This window comes from Candidatus Binatia bacterium (assembly GCA_023150935.1).
Taxonomy (GTDB): Bacteria; Desulfobacterota; Binatia; order HRBIN30; family HRBIN30; genus JAKLJW01.
Window position 1 is genome coordinate 105,153 of sequence record JAKLJW010000008.1, and the last position, 22,978, is coordinate 128,130.

22 protein-coding genes are annotated in these 22,978 nt (G+C 67.7%); 5 read left to right on the forward strand and 17 right to left on the reverse strand.

The window, feature by feature from the left end; translation table 11 throughout:
• Positions 1-24: 24 nt before the first annotated feature.
• The 13 genes from L6Q96_07480 to trxB form a co-directional block, all read right to left on the reverse strand.
• Positions 25-318, reverse strand: coding sequence for a hypothetical protein (locus L6Q96_07480; GenBank protein MCK6554409.1), 294 nt, complete (start codon positions 316-318; stop codon positions 25-27).
• Complete coding sequence (locus L6Q96_07485; GenBank protein MCK6554410.1) at positions 315-803, reverse strand: 6-carboxytetrahydropterin synthase; 489 nt, start codon at positions 801-803, stop codon at positions 315-317. Before L6Q96_07485 ends, L6Q96_07480 begins: the two co-directional genes overlap by 4 nt.
• A 65-nt stretch (positions 804-868) precedes the next feature.
• Positions 869-1,726, reverse strand: coding sequence for a hypothetical protein (locus L6Q96_07490; GenBank protein MCK6554411.1), 858 nt, complete (start codon positions 1,724-1,726; stop codon positions 869-871).
• A gap of 54 nt (positions 1,727-1,780) precedes the next feature.
• Positions 1,781-2,239, reverse strand: coding sequence for a MaoC family dehydratase (locus L6Q96_07495; protein MCK6554412.1), 459 nt, complete (start codon positions 2,237-2,239; stop codon positions 1,781-1,783).
• A 64-nt stretch (positions 2,240-2,303) separates the two neighbouring features.
• Positions 2,304-2,642 carry an RNA-binding protein gene (locus L6Q96_07500; protein ID MCK6554413.1) on the reverse strand — a complete coding sequence of 113 codons (339 nt, stop codon included), beginning with the start codon at positions 2,640-2,642 and terminating at the stop codon, positions 2,304-2,306.
• Between the two features lie 285 nt (positions 2,643-2,927).
• Positions 2,928-3,239, reverse strand: coding sequence for a hypothetical protein (locus L6Q96_07505; GenBank protein MCK6554414.1), 312 nt, complete (start codon positions 3,237-3,239; stop codon positions 2,928-2,930).
• The gene (locus L6Q96_07510; protein MCK6554415.1) at positions 3,236-5,221 is read right to left on the reverse strand and encodes a cation:proton antiporter; all 1,986 of its coding nucleotides are present in this window, start codon (positions 5,219-5,221) and stop codon (positions 3,236-3,238) included. The genes L6Q96_07505 and L6Q96_07510 overlap by 4 nt, the downstream gene beginning before the upstream one ends.
• A 22-nt stretch (positions 5,222-5,243) precedes the next feature.
• Entirely contained in the window at positions 5,244-6,317 is a 1,074-nt protein-coding gene (locus L6Q96_07515; GenBank protein ID MCK6554416.1) for a quinone-dependent dihydroorotate dehydrogenase, read from the reverse strand.
• Between the two features lie 179 nt (positions 6,318-6,496).
• Positions 6,497-7,936 (reverse strand): FAD-dependent oxidoreductase, encoded by a 1,440-nt coding sequence (locus L6Q96_07520; protein ID MCK6554417.1) that lies wholly within the window; start codon positions 7,934-7,936, stop codon positions 6,497-6,499.
• Positions 7,937-7,989: 53 nt separating this feature from the next.
• Complete coding sequence (gene ccrA, locus L6Q96_07525) at positions 7,990-9,240, reverse strand: crotonyl-CoA carboxylase/reductase (protein ID MCK6554418.1); 1,251 nt, start codon at positions 9,238-9,240, stop codon at positions 7,990-7,992.
• A gap of 115 nt (positions 9,241-9,355) precedes the next feature.
• A complete protein-coding gene (locus tag L6Q96_07530; protein ID MCK6554419.1) occupies positions 9,356-10,378 on the reverse strand; it encodes an alcohol dehydrogenase catalytic domain-containing protein in 1,023 nt (340 codons plus the stop codon).
• A 152-nt stretch (positions 10,379-10,530) separates the two neighbouring features.
• Positions 10,531-12,045, reverse strand: a complete 1,515-nt coding sequence (locus L6Q96_07535; GenBank protein ID MCK6554420.1) for an FAD-dependent oxidoreductase — start codon at positions 12,043-12,045, stop codon at positions 10,531-10,533.
• Positions 12,042-12,977 carry a thioredoxin-disulfide reductase gene (trxB, locus tag L6Q96_07540; protein MCK6554421.1) on the reverse strand — a complete coding sequence of 312 codons (936 nt, stop codon included), beginning with the start codon at positions 12,975-12,977 and terminating at the stop codon, positions 12,042-12,044. The genes L6Q96_07535 and trxB overlap by 4 nt, the downstream gene beginning before the upstream one ends.
• Before the next feature lie 14 nt (positions 12,978-12,991).
• Here trxB and moaC point away from each other — a divergent pair, with 14 nt between their 5' ends.
• The 5 genes from moaC (at position 12,992) to L6Q96_07565 (ending at position 18,021) form a co-directional block, all read left to right on the forward strand.
• A complete protein-coding gene (gene moaC, locus L6Q96_07545; protein MCK6554422.1) occupies positions 12,992-13,546 on the forward strand; it encodes a cyclic pyranopterin monophosphate synthase MoaC in 555 nt (184 codons plus the stop codon).
• A 24-nt stretch (positions 13,547-13,570) separates the two neighbouring features.
• Positions 13,571-14,830, forward strand: coding sequence for a 23S rRNA (uracil(1939)-C(5))-methyltransferase RlmD (gene rlmD, locus L6Q96_07550; GenBank protein ID MCK6554423.1), 1,260 nt, complete (start codon positions 13,571-13,573; stop codon positions 14,828-14,830).
• Positions 14,831-14,899: 69 nt separating this feature from the next.
• A complete protein-coding gene (locus tag L6Q96_07555; GenBank protein MCK6554424.1) occupies positions 14,900-16,045 on the forward strand; it encodes a DegT/DnrJ/EryC1/StrS family aminotransferase in 1,146 nt (381 codons plus the stop codon).
• Positions 16,042-17,037, forward strand: coding sequence for a D-glycero-beta-D-manno-heptose-7-phosphate kinase (rfaE1, locus tag L6Q96_07560; GenBank protein MCK6554425.1), 996 nt, complete (start codon positions 16,042-16,044; stop codon positions 17,035-17,037). The genes L6Q96_07555 and rfaE1 overlap by 4 nt, the downstream gene beginning before the upstream one ends.
• A gap of 108 nt (positions 17,038-17,145) precedes the next feature.
• On the forward strand, positions 17,146-18,021 hold the full coding sequence (locus L6Q96_07565; protein MCK6554426.1) for a YicC family protein: 876 nt from the start codon (positions 17,146-17,148) through the stop codon (positions 18,019-18,021).
• A gap of 387 nt (positions 18,022-18,408) precedes the next feature.
• Here the strand turns inward: L6Q96_07565 and hisF are convergent, their stop codons facing one another.
• From hisF to L6Q96_07585, 4 genes are all read right to left on the reverse strand, one after another.
• Positions 18,409-19,173: an imidazole glycerol phosphate synthase subunit HisF gene (gene hisF / locus L6Q96_07570; protein MCK6554427.1), complete on the reverse strand. Its 765-nt coding sequence runs from the start codon at positions 19,171-19,173 to the stop codon at positions 18,409-18,411.
• 35 nt (positions 19,174-19,208) lie between these two features.
• Positions 19,209-19,958, reverse strand: coding sequence for a 1-(5-phosphoribosyl)-5-[(5-phosphoribosylamino)methylideneamino]imidazole-4-carboxamide isomerase (gene hisA / locus L6Q96_07575; GenBank protein MCK6554428.1), 750 nt, complete (start codon positions 19,956-19,958; stop codon positions 19,209-19,211).
• A gap of 465 nt (positions 19,959-20,423) precedes the next feature.
• Entirely contained in the window at positions 20,424-22,010 is a 1,587-nt protein-coding gene (locus L6Q96_07580) for an ethylbenzene dehydrogenase-related protein (GenBank protein ID MCK6554429.1), read from the reverse strand.
• Between the two features lie 271 nt (positions 22,011-22,281).
• Positions 22,282-22,638 carry a radical SAM protein gene (locus tag L6Q96_07585; GenBank protein MCK6554430.1) on the reverse strand — a complete coding sequence of 119 codons (357 nt, stop codon included), beginning with the start codon at positions 22,636-22,638 and terminating at the stop codon, positions 22,282-22,284.
• Positions 22,639-22,978: the final 340 nt, after the last annotated feature.

Below are 22,978 nucleotides of genomic sequence, written 5' to 3' on the forward strand. Positions count from 1 at the left end.
TCTCCCTTCGCATCTCCGCCCCGATCATTGGCTGTGCCGGCGCAGGTAATCGAGCAGCAGCGTCGTCTCGGCCGGCGACAGCGGCTCGACACCGCGGCGCACCATGTCGCCGTGCATGCGCTCCACCTGCACCCGCCACATCTCCGCCGTCATACTACCGGGCGCGTAGAGGCGGTGGCACCCGCGGCAGCGGTCGGCGTAGAGCCGCGCCCCCGCCGACTCGGGCTCGGGCAGCGGCGCCTCGCATCCGGCCAGTGCGCCGGCGACCACGACGACGGCAAGCCAGTATCGGCGCTGCCGGCGGGGCGCGCCTCTCATGGAACAGCCCGGCAAAAGGCGGTCTGACCGGGCGTCTCTTCGACTCCGACTTCCATGACCGTAATACCCTGCGCGCCTTCCGCCGCAAGCTCGGCACGAACCTCCCCCACCAGGTAGCGCGCAAGCTCTTCCGCCGAACTGTGAACTATCGGCAGCAAAATCGCGTCGCTCAAGGGAATGCGGAACTCGTCGTCCTCGTAATTGAGCACCACCTGCCGCCCCTCGGTGCGAATCGTCAAGCAGTCCGACAACGCCGGAACTATCGTCCGCTCGTCCAGTCGCATACACACGCGCTTCGCAACCTTCTTGACGACGCCGAAGTCCAACACATAACCCTGTTGGCCCAGAACGCCCTCGACCTCCACCGAGACGCGGTAGTTGTGCCCGTGCAGCGCCTCGCGGAAGCCCTTGTACGCGATGAAATGGGCGGCGTTGAACTTCAGGTAGTCCTTCTTCACGTAAACGCGAAAGGTCTGCTCACTCATCGTGGTCCCATCGTGGTCCCCTGGGATTGGCAGCCCGTGGGCTGCCGGGAATCGATCTCTCCCTCTTACTGGTCGGCAGAGCCCATGCAACCCCGCAGAAATCCATCCAGCCCGCTCCGGTCGAGGGCGTGGGACGCCGGGCCGAAGGCCGAGAAGTACGTGGACGCGGGCAGGTTGGTCGCCGCCAGAAAACGTGCAAGCTCCTGACGCTGCTCGGTCACAATGGCGCCCCGCACCGCGCCGGCGAGCCCGGGATCGTCCGCCAACGAGGCCAGAAGGTCGCGCACGGCGATACCGTGGACGCCGCCGAGGAGACATGAAACCAGGTAGGCAAGCTGGGCCCGGCTCGGCTGCCGCCGCCAGGCGTCGGTCGGGCTCAACAGGCCGGTTTGCCCGCTCCGGACGCGCACGGCGACAATGCGGTCGCTGCCGGTCCCCTCGAATCCCGGTGCCAGGAACGTCAGGACACAACGTCCGTCCGACAGACGTATGGGGTGCGGCACGGCGTGCGGGGAGGTGTACCCGATCCGGCGATAGAGCCCGGTGCGAAAGTCCCTCACATCCAGGCCGGCGCGCTCGAACGCGGCCCAAAGGTAGTCGGCCAGTGCCATACCCTCGGCGGTCGCTTCTTCGCGCAATCGCTGCAACGCCCCTCCGCTGTAGCCGGCATGGTCGGCGAAGCGGGCCAGCGCCATCGGCGCCACCCCGATCGCCAGACCTTCCGCTTCGCCGGTGGGCGCAGCGTCCGCAGCCAGCAAGCGGGCGCCGAGCGGAACGTCGTCGCGTACTCGATCGAGCACCATCGCAAAGTGATCGCCGGCGTTCGCGAGCCTGCCCAGGCCGCGTTCACCATTGGAAAACGCGACCCTGCCGGCCGATGCGGCGCGCAGCGGGCCGCGGCTCTGGAGCCCATAACCGCTCATTAGCGATCCGTACTCCAGCACGATTGTCTCGGTGGAGCGCACGCGCCTCCCCCGTCAAACGTAGTAGCGGTATACGGCCTCGGCCAGGCAAGCGGGTCGTAACTCGCCCTCGACCTCGAACGCCAAAGCCAGCGTCGCCTCCATCCCGCCCTTTATCGGCACCACCGCCTGCATGGTGGCACGCAGCCTGAGCCGCCGGCCGACACGCACCGGGCTGGTGAACCGGACACTGTTGAGCCCGTAGTTCACCACCAGACGGGTTCCCGTGACGGAAAGAATCTGCGGAATCAGGTACGGGGCCAGCGATAGCGTGTAGTAGCCGTGCGCGATCGTGCACCTGAACGGGGATTCGCGCGCCGCCCGCTCGGGGTCGACGTGGATCCACTGCCGATCGTGCGTGGCGTCGGCGAACCGATCGATCTCGTCCTGCGAGACACTATGCCAGCCAGACGCACCTAGCTCTTCCCCGGCCAGACCGGGCAAGGCGGTCACGTCGACAACGCGCGCCGTCATGGGCGTGTGCGATTCATGGCCCGGGGCCCCGCCCACCGGGGACCCCGGGCACCGATTGCTTTACTCAGCGACGGTTCCAACCGCCTCGGCCGCGCTCGCCGCCACCGCCACCGTAACCGCCACCGCCGCCGCCGCCACCGCCGCCGCCGCGGCCGGTCTGCTCGCGAGCCTCGTTGACGCGCATCGCCCGACCCTTAAGCTCCTTGCCGTCGAACTCCTGAACGGCGCGCTGCGCCTCGCCGGCCGTCGACATTTCGACGAAGCCGAACCCCCGCGACTGGCCCGTGCTACGGTCCATGATCACGGCTGCAGACTCGACAGCGCCGGCCTGGGCGAACAGCTCCTCGAGGTCCTTGGTGGTGACCTCGAACGCGAGGTTCCCGACGTACAATCTCTTACCCATTGTCTAACCCTTCTCCTTGTGACGGACGGCCACTGCGGTCGAGTCCGCTGTACTTCCCGGGGGCGACTCCCCCCCATTCTTCAGGGGCACCCAGAACGCCGGGGGGTGCCTGGACCCGTGGTGACCATCGCTGCGACGCTGCTCCCGCTGTCGCGAGCGTCATGACGCGATGACCATCTGCCGCGGCGAGAAAGAGTATACGGGGCAACGAGGGAACCTGTCAGCCTGTTAGCAGGTCGAGGTGGCGCTGTCGAGCACAATCGAGCCCCCGGGCCTGACGCCCTGTCAGTGGAAAACGAGCGTGACATCGAAGTACATCAGGATCTCGCGATCGCATTCTTTACACACGAGGCGGCTGATCCGGAACCTCCGCAACCCGATCGCACGCGACGTCTCCCCGGTCATCGAGTAATGGCCGCCGCATCGGCAGCGCTGCGCCGCAATCGCGCCATCGATTTCGTCGAAGCCGCCGACCACCAGCGCCCGCTCGAGCGACGCGCCCGGACGCTGCCGCTCGGCACGCCACACCCGCAGGCGCCGCCACCCCAACACTGCCACTGCCGCTACAATAGCCAGGGTAAAGAGCACCCCGGTCATGCCGAATCCGGTCCTTGCTCCCGCGGGCTCAGACACGAGATAGCCCGGTCGATCTGTTCGTGATTCCCCAACATGACCACAATGTCGCCCTGCCGCACTTCCAACTCCGCCGGCGGATTGGCGATCGGCGTACCGTCACGAACGACTGCAATGATCGTTACGCCGGTGGCGTGGCGCAAACCCAGCCCGCCAATGGTCTGCCCGATCCCCGGAGAGCCGGCCGTGACCAGAAAAGTCTCCGTCGTCGTCGCAGCGAGGATCTCGTGGAGCTGATCCAGGGTTTGCCGCGGCAATTGCAGGCCGCGCAGCATGCGGTATCCCTCGCGTCGAATGAGATCGACCTGCAGCGCAATGACATTGCGCGGGACGTGCAAGCAGCGCAGGACATGGGCAAAGATCTCGACCGAGGTCTCGAACTCCTCCGGAATGACCTCGGTGGCGCCGAGGCGCCGCAGCTCGTCGATCTCGTTCTGATAGCGCGTGCGTACGATAATCGGCGCACCCGGATTCGATTGGCGACTCAGCGCCACGATGCGGCGCGTCGCAGCCGGATCGGACACCGCCACAACGACGACACTGGCGTGCTCGACACCCGCCTGGTGCAGCACCTCCAAACGCGACGCATCCCCGAATACGACGCTGCCCCCTCCCCGCCGCGCCGCCTGGACCCGGTCCGGATTAAGCTCGAGGACCGCAAAACGGATGCCCGTCTCCCGCAGCACCCGCGCGAGGTTCTCGCCGTTGAGTCCGTAGCCGACGATAACCACGTGCCCACGCCGACTCTCCGGCACCGGCTTTCCGAACGCCGGGGCGCGCAGCAGCGCGCCCAGAGCGTTCGCCACCGCCGGCGCGCCGCCGATAAGGAACGGGGCCGCCACCATCGTGAGCGCCACGACCGTTACCAGCATCTCGTACTCGGTCGGCGACACGAGGTCCATCGGACGAGCGAATTGCAACAGGACGAAAGCGACCTCGCCGACCTCGGCGAGAGTCAGCGCTGCAGCAACCGCGACCCGCACCGAGCGCGCAAAAGGCAGCGCGACGGCGAAGGCCACGATCGCTTTGAACACGACGATGCCGGTTGCCGCGCCGAGTAACGCGGGCCAGTGCTCGCGCAACGTCGCCATCTGCACGAGCATACCGACCGAAATGAAGAAGACGCTGTTCAGGGCGTCGCGAAACGGCAGGATCTCCGCCAACGCCTGATGACTGTACTCCGACTCCGACAGCACCAGTCCGGCGGCAAGCGCACCAAGTGCGACCGACAACCCCAGTGCGTCCGCCACCCATGCGGTGCCAAGGGCGCACAGCACCACCGTGCCCGCGAACAACTCCCGGCTCTGCAGCGCCACGACCTGCCGAAACACCCACGGCACGATGACCACTGCAAGCAGGATCGTCGCCGCCACCGCAACCGTTGCCTTGGCCAGCACAAAGGCCACCGTCGCGAACGAACCGGCCTCCGGATCCGCCAGCACCCGGGTGATCAAGACCATCGGCACGAGCGCAAGATCCTGAATCAACGCAATGCCGGAAACCAACCTCCCGTGCGGGGCGTTCAGTTCGCCGCGCTCTCCGAGGACCTTCATGATAATGGCGGTGCTGGAGTGCGTGACAACGAAGCCCCCGAAGACCGCCACCGCGGGCCGTGCCCCGGCGAGAATGCCGATGCCCGCAGCCAACGCCGTCGTCACGACGACTTGCAGCACCCCCGACCATACCAGGACGCGCCGCATACGGACCAGCTCGTCGAACGACAACTCGAGCCCGGCAACAAACAACAACAACGCCACGCCCATCTCTGCCAAACTGGTGACATCGTCACTGTGCTGGATGATCCCGACCCCGTTCGGACCGATGACCACGCCCGCCAGCAGGAAGCCCACGATCGACGGAAACCGCAGTCGGTGAAACAGCGCGACGATCGGCAGTCCGGCCGCCAACAGCACGACCAGGTTGCGCAGGAGAGACGCTTCACCCATACGAGTACTCAGCGACGGCCGCTCAGGCGTCCCGCCCCACCGCCTCCGGCAGTCGCAAACCGTCTCGCTCGAGCAACGCCGCGAGATCGACGGCGATGCGGCGGGCCAGCCACGGTCCCTCGTAGATCATGCCCGTATAAACCTGCACCAGCGATGCGCCGGCGCGGATCTTCGCATAAGCGTCGGCACCCGAGGCGACGCCGCCAACGCCGACGATCGGCAGGTCGGGCCCCGCGTGCCGGCGCAGCACACGCACGACGGCCGTGGCCCGGTCGCGCAACGGCTCCCCGCTCAACCCTCCCGCCTCGTCGATCCGGGTCCGCAACCCGGGACGCGCCACCGTGGTGTTCGTCGCGACGAATCCGGCCACTCCGGCTGACCGCGCCAGTGCGACGATCGCGCCGAGAGCATCGTCGGAAAGATCGGGGGCGACTTTGAGAAGTACCGGTCGCGGCGGCCTTACCGCCGCCGCATTCGCTGCCTGCACGGCCTCCAGCAAAGGCCGGAGCCTCGCCTCCTCCTGCAGATCGCGGAGACCCGGCGTATTCGGAGAGCTGACGTTGAGCGCCAGATAGCTGGCGAATCCGGCGAGCTGTCGCACGCCCTCGACGTAGTCGCCGGCCGCCGCCTCCAGCGGAGTCACGCGCGACTTGCCCAGATTGATGCCCAGCGGAACCACCGGCGCAAGCCTTGCCGTCAGCGTCGCAAGCCGAGCGGACACTGCCGCCGCCCCCGCACTGTTGAACCCCAGCCGATTGATCAGGGCGGCGTCGGCAGTCAAACGGAAGAGCCGCGGCGGAGGATTGCCCGACTGCGCCAGCGCGGTCACCGTCCCCAATTCGGCGAACCCGAACCCGAACAACGGCCAGACGTGCGGTGCCGCCGCGTTTTTGTCGAAACCTGCCGCCAGACCCACCGGGTTGGCAAAGTCGACCCCCCACAACCGCTGCGCCAGCAGCGGATGCGACCATGGCCGGGGCGCCCAGCGAAGGGTTGAAAACAATGCCTCGAGCAGCCCCACCGCGGCCAGAGCGCCGCGGTGGGCGCGTTCCGGGTCGAGCCGAAAGAGCAGTGGGCGCAACGCCTTGTACCGCATCGGGATCACTTCACGACCTTGCAAGGCAAAGCGACAACCGCCTCTCGCCTCGCATCGGATCGTTCGCGACACCGCCGGATCGCGGCGCAAAGGAACCCGATCGAGGACACTGCCCAGCCTCTTCTACGCCCGGGCGCGGGCTGCGCGCTCCGTGCCTTCCTGACAGCTTCGGCAAACCGCTACGCGTCCGGCACGTCGGAAGGCGTCACCGCGGTCGCCGCGGCACGGTCCGCACAAACGGCTGTGGCGGCGTGCATCCCGGCAAGCCGACCCAGTCCGAAGGCACACAACAGACCGGTGCCGAGCAGGTATCCGTCCCCGCCGGGTCCCGCCAACCCGCCGCCTGCGCTGCCGCCGGCGTAGAGGTTGGGCACCGGCGTGCCGTCGGGTCTGAGTACGCGCGCGTCGGTGTCGACGACCAGCCCCCCCTGCGTCGCGAACAGGGCGGGGCTCACGCGGATACCGTGCAGCGGCGGTTCGAGCCCGGAACCTAATTGCGTCCGCCCGAACGAGTCGTTACCCGCCCGGCAGGCGTCGTTGTATGCGGCAACCGTTTTCACCAGAGCCTCGGCGCCGATTTGGAACTGCGCGGCAAGCCCGGCCGCGTCCTCGGCGCGCCGCACCGCCCGCGGAGCGATGCGATGGGCGAAGTAAGCGTCGGCACCGCAGGCTTCCTTGAGAGTGGCGGACCCAAAGATCACGTACGCGATTCGACCCGGCTGGGAGCAGATCGCCGGTACCGCCGAGGCCGGGGCCGACATCTCGTTCATGAAGCGCTCGCCGAGCTGATTCACCAGGATTGCGCCGGCGCCGAACACATCCCACGGCACCGGTAGGTTGGCTCCGACCGTGGCGTACGGATGCGCGTAGTAAGCACCCATGTCACGCTGCGCCGCGCCGGCGTCGCCACCCCAGAGGACGGCATCGCCCGTGCTCGTGGCGGCCCCCGCGTACGTTAACGAGGCGGCCTCGGCAACGTGTTGCGCAACCAGCGTCGAGTTGGCCCCGAACCCGTCGGTGGCCAGCAAGAGTTTGTGGCAGCGGACGTTCGTCGCGCTGCGCTTCGGCGACTTGATCTGGACGCCGAGAACGCCGCCGTCGACGTCGGTCCAGAGGTGCAGCACCGGGGTCACGAGCCGCAGCCTGGCCCCGCGACGGATGGCCTGCCCCGCCATCGCCTCCACCATCGCCTGCCCGTTGCGGTCGCCGGGCGCGTGCAAGCGCGGGCGCCGATGTCCCGGATCGCCCGCCAGCCGGAGCAAGGTCAGATCGAGTCCGACGCCGTCCGTCAGCCAGTCCACCAGCTCTCCAGACAGCTCGCACAGCCGTCGCGTCAACGCCGGGTCGCTGCGCCGGCCGTTGCGCGCCATGATGTCGGCGTAGAAGTCGTCGGCACTATCCGTAATCCCGGCCTCACGCTGGAGGCGGGAGCCCGCCGCCGCCAGACAGCCGCCGCCGAGTGCCGTGGTGCCGCCGGGCTCCCTGGCGCGCTCCCAGACCGTCACCCGCAGCCTGTTGCCGGAGGCGGCATGGGCGGCGGCCAGCCCGCAGGCCCCCGCGCCCACGACGCCGATGTCGACTTCCTCGTTCCATCGCAGTCCCGCAGGTGTTACCGGCATGGCCGCGAGACATAGCAAAAGGGGCGCTCCTGTGGGAGCGCGAACTACGATTCCTACTCCAAGTCCTTCAGGCCGGTCCGCGGGGCACCGACGAGACAGACCATCTTCCCCTCCGGCGCTTTGTTCTCGTACATGCGCTGGTGGCACTGCGGTATCTTGTCGAAGGGAACCGTTTCAGCGAGGCACGGATCGATCTTGCCCGCCAGCACCAGGTCATTGAACGCATAGGCCTGATCGTCGTTGGCGAAGTGCGATCCCTGAAAGCGCTTCTGGCGCATCCAGAGATAACGCAGGTCGACCACCGCGTTGTAACCGGAGGTGCCGGCGCAGATAACCACCATCCCGCCGGTGTCGCAGACGAAGATCGACGTCGGAACCGTGTCTTCGCCGGGGTGTTCAAAGACGATGCGCGGACTGCGTTTCTCGCCCAGAATGTCCCAGATGGCCTTTCCGAAGGCGCGACATCCGGCGGTCCACTTGTTGTAAGCCTCGGTGTCCTTCCAGTGCGGCATCATACCCCAGTGGTCGAACTTCTTGCGGTTGATGACGCCCTTGGCCCCCAGCTTCATGCAGAAGTCGATCTTGCGGTCGTCGCCCACCACCCCGACGGGGATGCCTCCCTGGGCCTTAACGATCTGCGTTGCCATGCAGCCGAGGCCGCCCGAGGCGCCCCAGATGAGGACCACGTCGTTCGGCTGCACCGTGTGGGGCGGCCACGCCATCAGCATGCGGTAGGCCGTGGCCCCGACCAGCGTGGGCGCAGCGGCCTCCTCCCACGTAAGGTGCCTGGCCTTCGGCATGCACTGATGCGCCTGTACCCTGGCGAACTGCGCGAAACTACCCCAACTCGTCTCGTACGCCCAGATCTTATAGGAGGGGTCGAACATCGGATCGGTGCCGTTCTTCACCGCCGGGCAGTCGGCGTCCCAGGTCCCACAATGGACGACAACATGGTCGCCGACCTTGATGTTCTTCACGTCCTTGCCGACCGCGTAGACAATCCCCGATGCGTCGCTGCCGCCGATGTGGAACGGCGTCGGGTCGTAGCCCGACTTGTTGCGGGCCGCGATGACGTTCACGGGCGTACCGAGCGCCGCCCATACGTTGTTGAAGTTCACGCCTGCCGCCATCACGAAGACCAACGCCTCGTCCGGCTTGATGCTCGGAACGTCGATCTTCTCGACCTGGATCGACCTTGCGGGCTCTCCGAAACGCTCCGGCCGCACGACCTGGGCATACATCTGTTTCGGTATCTGGCCGACCGGCGGGCGTTCCCCGATCTCGTAGATGTCCTTGACGCTCATGTGTTGCCCTCCGCTAACTTGTCTTTCCGGCCGGGCCGGGGCCCGCCGCAACTCTGACGACGCGGGCCGGGTGTTCTTATTCCCGAAGCTGACGGTGAAAACAATTCCGGCCCGGTCAATCCGGCGTTACCGAGACCTTGATCGACCCGGCGCGTTTGTCGCCGGCGAGGGCGAAGCCGCGGGCGATGTCCCTCAGCGGCACGCGATGCGTGATCAGTTTCCGGTAACGCTCGGGCTCGGCACCGAGCAGGTGCAGGGCAATTTCGAAGTCGGCACGCGGGTCCGGACGCCCGTAAGTGAGCGAGCCGACGATGCGCACCTCCTTCATGAGGAGGAACAACGCGTTCAGCGACGGCATAGTCGAGAACACCCCGAGCACCGCCACGGTACCGCCCGGTCGCACGTGCTGCACGGCTTCGTTGATGGTGTCGGCGGCGCCGCCGACCGTCTCGATGACCACGTCGACGGGGTGCTCGGTGGTCGCAGCCGCCAGTGCGGTGGCGTCGGCCGGATCGGTAAACACCCGGCTGGCACCCATCGCCACGGCGGCACCGGCCTGGTGCGAATGACGCACGGTCGCCCACACCTCGGCCGCCCCCGCCGCCCGCGCGGCGGCCACGGCGAGCAGCCCGATGGTGCCGCCCCCGAGAATCAGGACGCGGTGCCCGAAGCGGACCGGCGCCAGACGCACAGCGTGCACGGTAACCGCCAGCGGTTCGGTCAACGCCCCGACCTCGCAATCGACTCCGGCGGGCAGCGGAAAGGCGGCATATGCCGGTACGCGCACGAACTCGGCAAACCCGCCGTCGACCATGGCACCGAGGATCTGAAAATGGCGGCAGAGCTGATAATCGCCGGTGCGGCAGTAGACGCACTCCCGGCACACCACCAGCGGCTCGACGGCTACGCGGTCGCCAGGGCGCAAGGCAGCACCCTGCCCGACTTCGTACACCTCGCCGCTAATCTCGTGGCCGGGGCACACCGAGGGCGGGGGCAGCGCCCCGTGGAAGAAGTGCAAGTCGCTGCCGCAGATGCCGCAGCTACGCACCCGCACGACGACCTCGCCCGGCCCCGGAACCGGCTCCACCACCTGGCGCACATCGAGTCGCCCGGGTGCGTCACAAAACGCCGCTAACATCGATTGCTTCCCTCCTTTCCGGCTGCTGCGGTCGCTGCCCGTTCCCGTCAGAGCCGCCACATGGCCGCCCCGCTGTCAAACCGGTCGGGCGATACCCTTCGGCGCGGCTTCTCGAATGGTGGCACCGGGTCCTTACCGGCATCTCACCGGGGCTAGATCGCCGCGCGGGCGCGGTGCTCACGCGCCACCATATCCGCGACCTTCACCCCCGAGTCCGCCGCCTGATGCGTACCGCATCCATATCCCCCGGCGTCGCAACCCACGACGTAAAGGCCGCGCACGGGGGTCCGCGCCGCCGGCTTGTGCCGGCCGCACTGCCCGACGATCTGCGCCAGACCGATGCACTCCCCACCCTGTCCGGCCACCGCGCGGTCCCGCGTGAGCGCCGCAACGTCGCCGCCCACGTAACGGTCAACCCCGGTGATGCAACCGTCTATGCCCGGCCACAGGTGCCGCACGGTCGCATCGAGGCGATCGAGGAGCGCTTCGGCGTGAGCAAAGTCGGGGTCGGGAGTGCAAATGGTCCCGACCAACGCGCACTGCTTGCCGTCCGGCGCCAGACTCCGGTCGTACACCGCCGGGACGACGTTGAACACCAACGGATGCTCCGGAAACTTGCCTGCCTTGATCTCGGCCAGTCGCGCCGCATCCAGGTAGTTGTCGTCGGAGAAGGCAATGTACATGCCCTGCTCGAAAAACGGGCGATCGAGGAAATAGCGCAGGCCGACGATCGCCCACGACGGAACGAGTTCCCGCACTCGCGCCACGTACCCGCGGTCGAAATGCTCCTCCCCCGCCAGCCGCAGCACCGTGGGCTGAATGCCCGCGTTACTAACGACGATCGGCGCCGCGAAGGTTCCCCGCTCGGTGATCACACCGGCGACCGCCCCGTCGCGTATGTCGATGCCCGTGACCCGCGTGCGCAGCAGGACACGACCGCCGAAGCGCTCGACGGCCCCGCAGAACACCTCGGCCATGCGTCCGTAACCGCCCCCGTGATAGCGGCCTGCCCCGCCGCGCACGAAATCCTGCAACGTGCGCACGGCCTCGCCGGCGGCAACGAGGTCCAGCGGCACAACGAAGACGATGTTGGCCCACATGCCCCAGTAGCTGATCAAGCTCTGCGGCAGACGATAACGTCCAAGGAGGTCGGCGAACGACAGGTCGTCGAGCGCGTCGATCTCGGCGGGGGACATGGCCATCAGATCCGCCAGCACGCGCGTCGCCTCGCCGAACTCTTCGTCCGTGAGCGCCAGCAGCGCCGGCAGCGCCATCGGGTCGATGTCTTCCGGACGCGCCGAGCCGACGCTGGTCGCCCAGGCGCCGTCGGCGCGCCGGTACATCAGCGCGCTCTTCGCCTTCGGCGTCAGGATCTCGACCGCATCTGCCATCCCGAGTTCGTCCAGTACGCGCGCGAACTGCGAGCCGAGCGACGGCCCACCCACGATCGGCCACAACTCGTAGCTGAATCCCCGCTTCGACAGCGTCATGGCCTTGCCCCCGGGCACCGAGTTCTTGTCGACGATCAGCACCCGCAAACCGCGCCGCGCCAGCAGCGCCCCGCACGTCGCGCCGCCGATGCCCGCTCCGATTACAATCGCGTCGTAACGCTCCGCCGTCGCCTCCATCGGCGCCTCGCCACCCGGTCGCACCTTCGCCCCGCTCACTCGCGGGCCGCCAGCCAGCGCTCCGCATCGATGGCCGCCATGCACCCGGAGCCGGCTGCCGTCACCGCCTGCCGGTAGACATGGTCCTGCACGTCGCCGCAGGCGAATACCCCCTCGACATTGGTCGACGTCGAGCCGCTTCGCGTGACGATGTAACCGCTGGCGTCGGTTTCGAGCTGGCCGGCGAAGAGCTGCGTGTTGGGCTGATGCCCGATGGCCATGAACACGCCGTCACAGGCCATCTCCTGAGTCGCACCCGTCTTGACGTTCTTCAATCGGACGCCGGTGACCCCGCGATCGTCGGCGGTGCCGAGGATTTCGTCGATGGTACTGTCCCAGACGAAGGATATCCGGGGGTTCTTGAAGGCGCGCTCCTGCATGATCTTCGAGGCCCGGAGCTGATCGCGGCGGTGAACGATGGTTACCGCGCTGGCGAATTTGGTGAGAAACGTCGCCTCCTCCATCGCCGTGTCCCCACCGCCCACCACGAGCACCTTCTTGTCCTTGAAGAAGAACCCATCACAGGTGGCGCAGGCCGACACGCCATGGCCCATCAGGCGCTTTTCCGACGGGATATCGAGGAGCTTCGCCGAGGCGCCCGTGGCGACGATCAGGGCGTCGCAGGTGTGGGCGCCATCCCGGCCGAGGTCCACCCGGAACGGATGCTGCCCGAGATCGACCCCGGTCACCTCGCCGTACAGAAACTGCGTGCCGAAGCGCTGCGCCTGCTTCTTGAACAATTCCATCATCTCGGGGCCGAGCAAACCGTCCGGGAAGCCGGGATAGTTTTCGACCTCGGTCGTGATAGTAAGCTGCCCACCGGGCTGCATGCCCTCGATAACCACGGGCGCGAGGTTGGCCCGCGCAGCGTACAGTGCGGCTGTGAGGCCGGCCGGCCCCGAACCTATGATGAGGACTTTGTAATGGCTCATGGACGGGACTTGTAATGGCACGGCCGCGCTCTGGCAAGGCAACTCCGCGCCTATCGCATCTTGACGCACAGGGACGGGCCCGTATGGTCGACGTGACCGCGAAGACCCCGACGGTGCGCGAGGCGGTGGCTCGCGGCGCCGTGCGTATGCGGCCGGAAACCCTCGATCTCATTCGCGGCGGCAACCTCCCCAAGGGCGAGGTGCTCGCGGTGGCGAGGGTGGCCGGCATCATGGCCGCCAAGCGGACCGCCGAGTGGATTCCCATGTGCCACCCGCTGCCCATTCACGTCGCGGCGATCGACTTCAGGGAGATCGGGCCCGACCTCCTCGAGATCGAGGCCCGGGTGAGCGTCGAGGCGCGTACCGGCGTCGAGATGGAGGCCCTGACCGCAGTCAGCGCCGCGGCGCTGACCGTCTACGACATGTGCAAGGCGGTCGATCGGGAGATGATCGTCGGCGACATCCGGCTGATGCAAAAGCGCGGCGGGCGCAGCGGAGAATGGCGGCGGGGCGGGCACCTGACAGCCGGCAGCAAGCGGCGGGTGCGGCGTGGACTCGATACGGTTTGAGTTGTCGGAGATCGATTCATGGGAATGCCTCAGGCGGGGCGGCGGCGGGAACAACGAGACCCCACCCCTCTAAACCGGCGGGCAGCGGAAAACCGGCAAGTCATCCGGCCCGAACCCCGGGACTCGAAACCGAGTCCCTGCCCCCATCTCCCCAATTGCGCCGGCTGTCGTTTCATCGGGCGTCCGTACGGGGAGCAACTCGGCGCCAAGCGCGCGGCGGTGAGCGAGGCACTGGCCCACCATCCGACGCTGGCCCGGATCGAGGTGCCCCCGGTCGTCCCTTCGCCCCGCGCCTTCGGCTACCGCAATCAGGCGAAGCTCGTCGTGCGCCAGGCTCGACGTGGGCTCCTCGTCGGCCTCTACCGGCCGGGCACGCACCAGGTGGTCGACATCCGTGCCTGCCCGGTTCATCATCCGCTCATTGCCACGGTGCTAGCCGCCTTCATCGAAGCGGCGGAGCGACTGGCAATCCAGGCCTACGACGAGCGCACGCAGGGCGGCGACCTGCGCTACATGGTGGTGCGCGTCAGCCACTGGGCGAAGACCGCGCAGGTCATTCTGGTCACCCGCACCCACACGCTGCCGCACCGGCGCGAGCTTGTGCGCGCCCTGCAGCGCGTCCGCGGCGTCGCCAGCGTCGTACAGAACGTCAACCCCGACCCGGGCAACGTCATCCTCGGCTCGGAATACGTGCCGTTGACCGCGGAGACCGCGCTGCAAGAACGCATCGGCGGTCTGAAACTGAAGACTCGCGCCGGGGCGTTCCTGCAGGCCAACGTGCCCGCGGCGCGCAAGCTCTACGAACTGGCGCTGGCGTGGGCGAACCCCGGCCCCGAGGATTACTGCCTCGATGTCTATTGCGGCATCGGGGCAACCACGTTGTTCCTGGCCGGCGGCAGCCGACTGGCGCTTGGAATAGAGGAGTCGCCGATCGCTGTCGCGGATGCCACCGTCAATGCCCGGCTCAACGGCTTCCATAACGTGCGGTTCATGAGCGGCGATGCCGAGTCGGCGCTGCCTGCCGCGGCAACACGCCTGCCGCGAGTGGACATCATTCTGCTCAACCCGCCGCGTAAAGGAGCCACCGAAACGGTACGCGCGGCCATTGTGGAGTGCCGTCCACGCCGTATCGTCTACGTATCGTGCGCACCCGACACACTGGCCCGTGACCTCGACTGGTTCGCCGCCCGGGGCTACCCGTGCACGCGCCTGCAGCCGTTCGACTTCATGCCGCAGACGGAACACGTCGAGTGTGTCGCGTTGTTGGAACCGGACCCGGCGTAGAGGGCCGCAAGCCGCGGCAGCCGCCGCCTTCCTTTTGACCTTCGGTCCCCCCTCCGTTATCCCATCCGCATGGCGATTCCGGTGCTCGACCTGCGCGCGCAGCACGACAGCCTGCGGGCCGAGATCGAAGCGGCCCTGCGCCGCCTCGTCGACACGTCGGCGTTCGTCGGCGGGTCCGAAGTAGCCTCCTTCGAGCGCGAGTTCGCAGCCTACTGCGAGGCCCCCCATGCCGTTGGCGTGGCCAATGGCACCGACGCGCTGGCGCTGGCATTGCGGGCGCTCGGCGTCGGTCCGGGTTCGGCGGTGGCGGTGCCGGCGTTTACCTTTGCCGCCACGGCTGAAGCCGTGTGTCATGCTGGCGCCCGGCCGCTGTTCGTGGACATCGATCCCCGGACGTTCGCCATCGACCCCGACGCCCTGCGGCGGTCCGCACACAAGGTGTCGTCGCCGGTGCGCGCGATAATCCCGGTGCATCTATACGGCCACCCCGCCCCGATGGAGGAAGTCGGCGCCCTGGCCACGAAAATCGGTGCGCACGTCGTGGAAGATGCCGCTCAGGCGCACGGGGCGCGATATCGCGGGCGACGCGTCGGCGCGCTCGGTGACGCTGCGGCGTTCAGCTTCTACCCAACCAAGAACCTCGGGGCGCTCGGCGACGCGGGCGCGGTGACCTGCGTCGACGCGGCGCTTGCCGAACGCATCCGGGTCCTGCGCGACCACGGGCAGAGCGCCAAGTACGTGCACGCCGTGATCGGGTACAACTCGCGACTCGACGCGGTGCAGGCGGCGGTGTTGCGCATCAAGTTGCGCCATCTGGACGCCTGGAACGAGCGGCGGCGCGCTCTGGCGGCGGCGTACGTCAGGGCTCTGGGCGACCTGCCGGAAATCGAATTGCCGGCGGCAAGGCCCGACCGCGAACCCGTCTATCATCTCTTCGTCTTGCGCTGCCGCCGGCGGGACGCTCTGCGCGTACATCTCGATGCCGCCGGAATCGGCACGAGCGTGCACTACCCGATTCCGTTGCACGAGCAGACGGCATTCGCCGCGGCGGGGCTGGTTGCGGAGGCCTGCCCGGGGGCCGCCGAAGCGGCTCGCACGGTGCTGGCGTTGCCGCTCTATCCGGAGTTGACGGCGGCGCAGGTGGACATCGTGGCAGCGGCGGTGCGCCAGTGGGCGACGGGACGCGCGGCGGCGTCCGTGGCGGTGTCGGCATGAGTACGGCGCTGTCGCGGCGGGCAACTGCGTTGCTGCGCCGCTTTCCGAAGGTGCGCGTGCTGGTGGTCGGAGATCTGATGCTCGATCAGTTCATCTGGGGCCGCGTCGAGCGTATCTCCCCCGAGGCTCCGGTCCCGGTCGTGCAGGTGACCGGCGAGAGCTTCCATCTCGGCGGCGCGGCCAACGTCGCGAACAACATCCGCGCTCTCGGTGGCGCGGTAACCGTCTGCGGAATGGTCGGACGCGACGCCGCGGGGCGCCGTATCGTCGAGGAGCTGACGCGGGTCGGCGCCGGCACCGCCGGTGTGATGGCGTCGCGCACCGCCGTAACCATCCGCAAGACCCGGATCATTGCGCACAACCAGCAGGTGGTTCGGTTCGACCGCGAGGACACCGATCGCAGCCGCGGGGCGGGCGCGCCGATCATCCGCTTCCTGGACACGCGCGCCAGGCGGTTTCACGGCGTTGTGGTTTCGGACTACGGCAAGGGGGCCGTCACGCCCGAACTGCTGGCGGCCCTCGCGGCGCTGCGGGCGCGTCACGGCTTCCATCTGGTGGTCGACCCGAAGCGGCCGAGCTTCGCGCACTACAAAGGCATCACGCTGGCAACGCCGAACATCCACGAAGCGGCGGAAGCCGCCGGTATCGAGATCCACGACGAGGCAAGCCTGCGCACGGCAGGGTTGCGGCTGTTGGAGCGCTGGGAAGCGGAGGCGATTCTGATCACCCGTGGCGAGCACGGCATGACACTGGTGCGCCCGCGGGCCGCCCTGCGGCACTACCCGACCGTTGCCCGGCAGGTCTTCGACGTCACGGGCGCCGGCGATACCGTGGTGGCGACGTGCGCGCTGAGCCTGGCAGCGGGTGGAGATTGGGACGAAGCGGCGTTTCTTGCGAATCACGCCGCCGGAGTCGTAGTGGGCAAGGTCGGAACGGCCACGGCGAGCGCCGCGGAGCTGCGCCGTGCGGTGACCGCAGAGGAGGGTGCCTGACGAGGGCACCGACCGTCGGCCGTGGCAAGTCCCAACGGAACGATGAGTCGGGGTGGAGGTTCCGCAGTCGGGACCGATTCTAAGTTGAAGGATCTTCAGGGAGAGCGCATGCGGAGCATGACAGGATTCGGGCAGGCAACGTGGCAGGGCGAGGGCGCCAAGATCAACGTCGAGATTCGCAGCGTCAATCAGCGGTTTCTCGAAGTACGAATGAACCTGCCGCGCGAATACGCCGCGGCGGAGCAACAACTGCGACAGTCGGTGCAGGAGGCCGTGGCGCGCGGCAAGGTCGAGGTCACGATAACGCGTTCGGGGCTGCAGGACGGCGAGTACGTGGTCGACGTCAACGAATCGTTGGCGCGCGCCTACGTGGACGCCTGGCGCCGCTTACAGCGCAAGCTGAACCTGCCGGGAACCGTGGCGATCGAGGCGCTGCTCGGCCGCCCCGAGGTGGTGCGGGTCGTCGAGCGACGCGGGGAACTCACCGCCGAGATCGAGCACGTCGAAAAGGTTCTGGGTCGCGCTCTGGACAGCTTCGGGCGGGCGCGCGAAAAGGAAGGGCGGGCGCTGGCCCGGGACATGCAACGGCGCGTCGCGCACCTGGCGCGGCTGGTGAAACGGATGCACGCCCGGGTCGGGGCCGCCGCCGCCGATGCGGCCGCCCGACTACGGCAGCGCATCGAGAGCGTCGCCGCCGGCGTCAACGTCAGCCCCGAACGGCTAGCGCAGGAAATCGCCGTCATCGCCTCCCGCGCCGATGTGACCGAGGAACTCGTCCGCCTGGACAGTCATGTTACCGCGATGCGCGACACGTTCGGCACCGCCGAGCCGGTGGGCAAGCGGCTCGACTTCCTGCTGCAGGAAGTCCATCGCGAGGTGAACACGGTGGCCTCGAAGAGCAACGATCTGGAGATCACCAACCTGTCGATCGAGGCGCGCGGCGAAATCGAGAAGCTCAGGGAACAGGTGCAGAACGTGGAATGAGGCGTGGGGAGGGAGCGCCGCCGGGCGCTCCTGGCAGCCCGGAATTACGCGGATCGTCTTCGGTCTAGCCAACTTCGGCTGGTGCGACCCCGATCCCGGCGGTTTCAAGCATCGTCGGAACGGCGAGTCGATCGGGAAGCTGAGCCCGAGATGATCGAGGAGGATGGCTGTTCGCGCTCGGGACGCACCACGCAGCGCAGCCGCAGCTCCCGCCGCTCCGTGGCCGGCGGCAGGACGATGTCGGCGGACTGGATGCGTGGCTGACGTCAATTACTTTCCCCAAGCGGCCAACGTGCGCGGAGCGCACGTTCCACCCGAGACTTACGCGGGCGCTCGGGCGGGGACGATCCGGGACATCGGCTTCGTTACCGCCGCCGGCGGCGAGCTTTACAGCCGTACCGTCACACCGCGCGCGGCGAGATACCGCTTGCACTCGATCACCGTGTACTCGCGGTAGTGGAAGATCGACGCCGCCAGCGCCGCCGTGGCGCCGCCCAGGGTCAGGCCCTCGTAAATGTGATCGAGCGTACCCACCCCGCCCGACGCAATCACCGGCACGCCGACCGCGTCGGCGACGGCGCGCGTCAACGCCAGATCGTAGCCCTCCTTAGTGCCGTCGCGGTCCATGCTCGTCAGCAGGATCTCCCCGGCCCCGTAGGCGGCCATCCGGCGCGCCCACTCGACCGCATCGAGCCCTACCGGCGTGCGCCCGCCGTGCGTGTACACCTCCCAACCCGAAGAGGTCTTGCTCCCCCGTTTCGCATCGATCGCCACGACCACGCACTGACTGCCGAACTTCTCCGCCGCCGCACGCACGAAGTCGGGGTTGTGTACCGCCGCCGTGTTGATCGATACCTTGTCCGCCCCCGCGTTCAGCAACGCCCGCACGTCCGACAACTCGCGCACGCCGCCGCCGACCGTCAACGGCATGAACACCGTCTCCGCAGTTCGCGCCACGACATCGAGAATGATGCCGCGCCGCTCGTGCGAGGCCGTGATGTCGAGGAACGTCAACTCGTCCGCCCCCTCCTCGTCGTAACGCTGCGCAACCTCCACCGGATCGCCCGCGTCGCGCAAGCCGACGAAGTTCACGCCCTTGACGACCCGCCCGTCCTTGACGTCGAGACAGGGGATTATGCGCTTGGCGAGCATTGGGTACTCAGTGGTCCGTGGTCGGTGGTCGGTGGTTAGGTTTGTGGGGTTTGCGGAGGGGCGCTGCGGCTGGTGCGGATTGCCTCTCGCAGCGAGACGGCGCCCGAGTAGAGGGCTTTGCCGACGATCACCGCGTCGAGGTTGACCAGACGCGTTGCTGTGAGGGCTGCAATGTCGGCCAGCGAACCGACACCGCCCGAGGCTGTCACCGGAACGTCGACCTCCCGGGCGAGCGCCTCCGTGGCAGCCACATTGACCCCCTCCTCCGTGCCGTCGCGGCTGATGTCGGTGTAGATGATGCGGCAGGCGCCGTCAGCCGCCGCGCGGCGGGCCAACTCCGCCGCCGTCGTCGCGCTGGTTTTCGTCCAGCCCTGCACGGCGACGCGTCCGTCACGGGCGTCGATGCCGACCGCAATACGCCCTGGAAAGCGCCGGCACGCCTCGGCGACAATCTCCGGGTGCGTCAGTGCCGCGGTACCGAAGATCACCCGGTCGACCCCGCTGGCAAGCAAAGCCTCGGCCCGCCCCACCGTGCGCACGCCGCCGCCGACCTCGATCGAAATCGGCAGCGCCCGACACAACGCGGCAATCGCCGCGCCGTTGACCGGCTCGCCGGCGACTGCACCGTCCAGATCGACGACGTGGAGGTACTCGGCGCCCTCCGACACCCACCGCTCGCCCATGGCCACCGGGTCGTCACCGTAGACGGTTTCCGCGTTCAGATCGCCGCGCAACAACCGTACGCAGCGTCCAGCTTTGAGGTCAATGGCGGGAACGATCAGCATCATGGGCAGAAGGGGCGAAGGCGACGAATTACCAGTAAAGAATAGAGGGTGAACAATACAGTGGGAATGAAGAAAGCGGAACGGGAAATGAAGAAGGAACCGAGACCGTCGCGCCGGTGGCGGTCCCGCATCCTCCCCATCCACCCCGAAGCGGGGCCACACCCCAACGCCGCCCCCAAAAAGCCCGAAGGGATTCGTTCGAGTAGCCGGAGGCTTGAGCCTCCGGCGGGGCGTCCCCGGCGGCCCCCCGCCGGCCGGAAACTCAAGGCACTCCCGGCCGGAGGCTCAAGCCTCCGGCTACTCCCACCAAGCCCTGGCGGGCTCATCTTCCGCATCTATCCTCGGCGGTCCGGTTACGTAATATGGAGTCGTGGCCGCCCCAACGCCGCCCCCAAAAAGCCCGAAGGGATTCGTTCGAGTAGCCGGAGGCTTGAGCCTCCGGCGGGGCGTCCCCGGCAACTGTCCTCACGGGTCGATGTTAAGGGTCTCCTTCCGAGAGCCGATGTGGTTACGCCCGTCGTTGTCCATCAGCGCGACACCGAAGACGTACGCATTTCCGGGCGTAAACCGTGCATCATCGTCGTGGCCTGTGTCGAGCAGGCGGACCATGAGAACGCGGTAGTTGGTCCGCGTCACGTCGACTACGAGCTCGTACTCGACGTTCGACTGCGTCACGATGTCGGCGGCGCTGCCCGTCGGGGGCTTCAAGTAGTAGCCGGGCACGCCGGACATCCCGCGCAGCCGTGCCAACAGGTCGGTCTTCTCCTGCTCCGTCAGGCTGGCGAAAGCTGCTGCGCCGGGATGCGACGACGCCGCGATATCCTCCCCGAGCTCCGCGCGCGAGCGGCGGGTGAACTCCACCTTGTTGAGTGCCGTGGCAAAGCCGCCTTGTCCCACGTTTCCGTGACACCCGGCGCACTTCGCCCCGTAAGTGGTATCGCCGAGGGCGGCGTTTCCTTCGAAGGGCATGCGAAAACCGTCGAGGATTACGTATGCCGGATCCAGCGCCAGCTCGTGACCGTCCCAGCGTACAAACACCTGGGGGGTGCCGTCCCATTCAGTCGCCGGGCCGGAGCGATCGTTACCTCCCGAGGGCCGGTTGCGCTGCTCGATGCCGGTGCCAGCGTCATCCGTGCGGCCACGGTCGGGTGCGGACACCTGGTCGGCGACGTGACCCAGCGGTTCGGAACGCGACGCCTTCCAATGCCAGATGTCGACCTTGCCGGTTTGCGGGCGCATGTCGAGGCCCGCGGTACCGACGACGTGACATGATGCCGCGCAGCCGGCGTTGGCAAAGGTGCCGAACTCGCTCTCCGCCGACTCGATCTCGAAAGCCAATCCGATCTTGTCGTCGTTGAGCTGCGACGTCCACGCGGCAGCCGACTCGCCGGCCTTCAGTGGGTCGGCCGGCCCATTAAAGAGCCAGCGCCGCCGATCCCGGTTGAAGCTGCGGTCATTCCACTCGGCAAGAATGTACAGCTTCGTGCCATCGTGAACGGCCCGTAGTTTCAGGCCAGCCGGCTGGCCATCGTTGAAGTCGGCGGAACCGTTGTACGTGCCGGACATGTTCAGCTGCCCGTCGCCATACACGAGGTTGGTGACCATGTTGGCCAGTGTGGGTTCGAACGCCGGCATCGCACTCCACGCCGGATCATCTATACCAGTCGGCGGCCCCGCCACTCGCGCCGCCCGCAAAACGCTCGGCGGCGCCGGGCATCCGTTTTGCGCGTAGGTAACCGCCAGGATGATTTCATCCACCGTGACCTGCCCATCGACGACGGAATCGAAGATCGGGCACTCACTCAGTTGCGCGCTGCCCAGTGCGATGTTCACGCCGATGATGATTTCGTCGATGGTCACTTCGGCATCCCCGTTGCAATTGCCGACGCACACCCCGTCCTGTGCGGCGGCAACCCCGGGGCCTGCGATCGCCGCTCGCGAACTGGCTGCCATCAGCCTGTGTGTGGCTTGCGAAAAGAGCGGCACCCCCAGCGTGAACGCGAGGGCCGCACTCCATACCCAGGTCCAGGACACTAACTTCGATCGCTTCATGGGTTCCCCTCCTCCGGTTGTGGCCATACCCAGCAAGTGTCAGGCCGTTCGTCAGGCCTAGGTTTCCACACGCGCCTCCCGCCGCAACAACCAGACGTTGTCCGCCCGTCGCACGGGAAGGAAGGGCGAGTTCTCACGAATGGGAATCCGCCCCCCCCCACCATGGCTGCCTGGATTCGGGATGGCTGAAGAATACCGCCCTTCACGGCTGACCGCCGGGATGTCCTCGCGTACCGTACCAGGAGTGCCGTCGTCCCCTGCGTCCGCCCCATCACGAACGCCCCGGACGCCCGACCTCCAGCGGCGCCACCCCGGACACGGTGTAGCTGCCGTCGGCGTGTAGAACGACCTCACAGGCCGGCACGGTAAAGAGGTCGGCGAGGCGGTAGCGATCAGTGAGCAGGTGGAGGCGCTGGTTGGCGGAGCCGAGCAGGCCGCGGCCGGTGCGCTGGCTGGCGACGTAGCGGCCGGCGACGAGGACGTCGACGCGGGCGAGAATCGCCGCCCCGAGCGACAGACGGCGGATCTCGGCGAGCGTGCAGCCGGAAAAGACGAGCCGACTCAGGCCGGAGCCGCCCAGATGTTGCCCAAGCCGGGTGACGACTGCCCAGCCGTGGGGTTTGGCCATTCCAGGGCAACCCAAAAGAGCCCGGAGGGCTTCGTCAGAGTAGCCGGGGGCTTGAGCCTCCGGCTAACGCCGCCGCCAAAAAAGAGCCCGGAGGGCTTCGTCAGAGTAGCCGGAGGCTTGAGCCTCCGGCCAACGCCGCCGCCAAAAAAGAGCCCGGAGGGCTTCGTCAGAGTAGCCGGGGGCTTGAGCCTCCGGCCAACGCCGCCGCCAAAAAAGAGCCCGGAGGGCTTCGTCAGAGTAGCCGGAGGCTTGAGCCTCCGGCTAACGCCGCCGCCAAAAAAGAGCCCGGAGGGCTTCGTCAGAGTAGCCGGGGGCTTGAGCCTCCGGCCAACGCCGCCGC

Bases quoted from the DNA above. Each gene is read 5' to 3' on its own strand.
- L6Q96_07480 (MCK6554409.1), bottom strand. From the start codon at position 318: ATGAGAGGCGCGCCCCGCCGGCAGCGCCGATACTGGCTTGCCGTCGTC.
- L6Q96_07485 (MCK6554410.1), bottom strand. From the start codon at position 803: ATGAGTGAGCAGACCTTTCGCGTTTACGTGAAGAAGGACTACCTGAAG.
- L6Q96_07490 (MCK6554411.1), bottom strand. From the start codon at position 1,726: ATGAGCGGTTATGGGCTCCAGAGCCGCGGCCCGCTGCGCGCCGCATCG.
- L6Q96_07495 (MCK6554412.1), bottom strand. From the start codon at position 2,239: ATGACGGCGCGCGTTGTCGACGTGACCGCCTTGCCCGGTCTGGCCGGG.
- L6Q96_07500 (MCK6554413.1), bottom strand. From the start codon at position 2,642: ATGGGTAAGAGATTGTACGTCGGGAACCTCGCGTTCGAGGTCACCACC.
- L6Q96_07505 (MCK6554414.1), bottom strand. From the start codon at position 3,239: ATGACCGGGGTGCTCTTTACCCTGGCTATTGTAGCGGCAGTGGCAGTG.
- L6Q96_07510 (MCK6554415.1), bottom strand. From the start codon at position 5,221: ATGGGTGAAGCGTCTCTCCTGCGCAACCTGGTCGTGCTGTTGGCGGCC.
- L6Q96_07515 (MCK6554416.1), bottom strand. From the start codon at position 6,317: ATGCGGTACAAGGCGTTGCGCCCACTGCTCTTTCGGCTCGACCCGGAA.
- L6Q96_07520 (MCK6554417.1), bottom strand. From the start codon at position 7,936: ATGCCGGTAACACCTGCGGGACTGCGATGGAACGAGGAAGTCGACATC.
- ccrA (MCK6554418.1), bottom strand. From the start codon at position 9,240: ATGAGCGTCAAGGACATCTACGAGATCGGGGAACGCCCGCCGGTCGGC.
- L6Q96_07530 (MCK6554419.1), bottom strand. From the start codon at position 10,378: ATGTTAGCGGCGTTTTGTGACGCACCCGGGCGACTCGATGTGCGCCAG.
- trxB (MCK6554421.1), bottom strand. From the start codon at position 12,977: ATGAGCCATTACAAAGTCCTCATCATAGGTTCGGGGCCGGCCGGCCTC.
- moaC (MCK6554422.1), top strand. From the start codon at position 12,992: ATGGCACGGCCGCGCTCTGGCAAGGCAACTCCGCGCCTATCGCATCTT.
- rlmD (MCK6554423.1), top strand. From the start codon at position 13,571: ATGCCTCAGGCGGGGCGGCGGCGGGAACAACGAGACCCCACCCCTCTA.
- L6Q96_07555 (MCK6554424.1), top strand. From the start codon at position 14,900: ATGGCGATTCCGGTGCTCGACCTGCGCGCGCAGCACGACAGCCTGCGG.
- rfaE1 (MCK6554425.1), top strand. From the start codon at position 16,042: ATGAGTACGGCGCTGTCGCGGCGGGCAACTGCGTTGCTGCGCCGCTTT.
- L6Q96_07565 (MCK6554426.1), top strand. From the start codon at position 17,146: ATGCGGAGCATGACAGGATTCGGGCAGGCAACGTGGCAGGGCGAGGGC.
- hisF (MCK6554427.1), bottom strand. From the start codon at position 19,173: ATGCTCGCCAAGCGCATAATCCCCTGTCTCGACGTCAAGGACGGGCGG.
- hisA (MCK6554428.1), bottom strand. From the start codon at position 19,958: ATGCTGATCGTTCCCGCCATTGACCTCAAAGCTGGACGCTGCGTACGG.
- L6Q96_07580 (MCK6554429.1), bottom strand. From the start codon at position 22,010: ATGAAGCGATCGAAGTTAGTGTCCTGGACCTGGGTATGGAGTGCGGCC.
- L6Q96_07585 (MCK6554430.1), bottom strand. From the start codon at position 22,638: ATGGCCAAACCCCACGGCTGGGCAGTCGTCACCCGGCTTGGGCAACAT.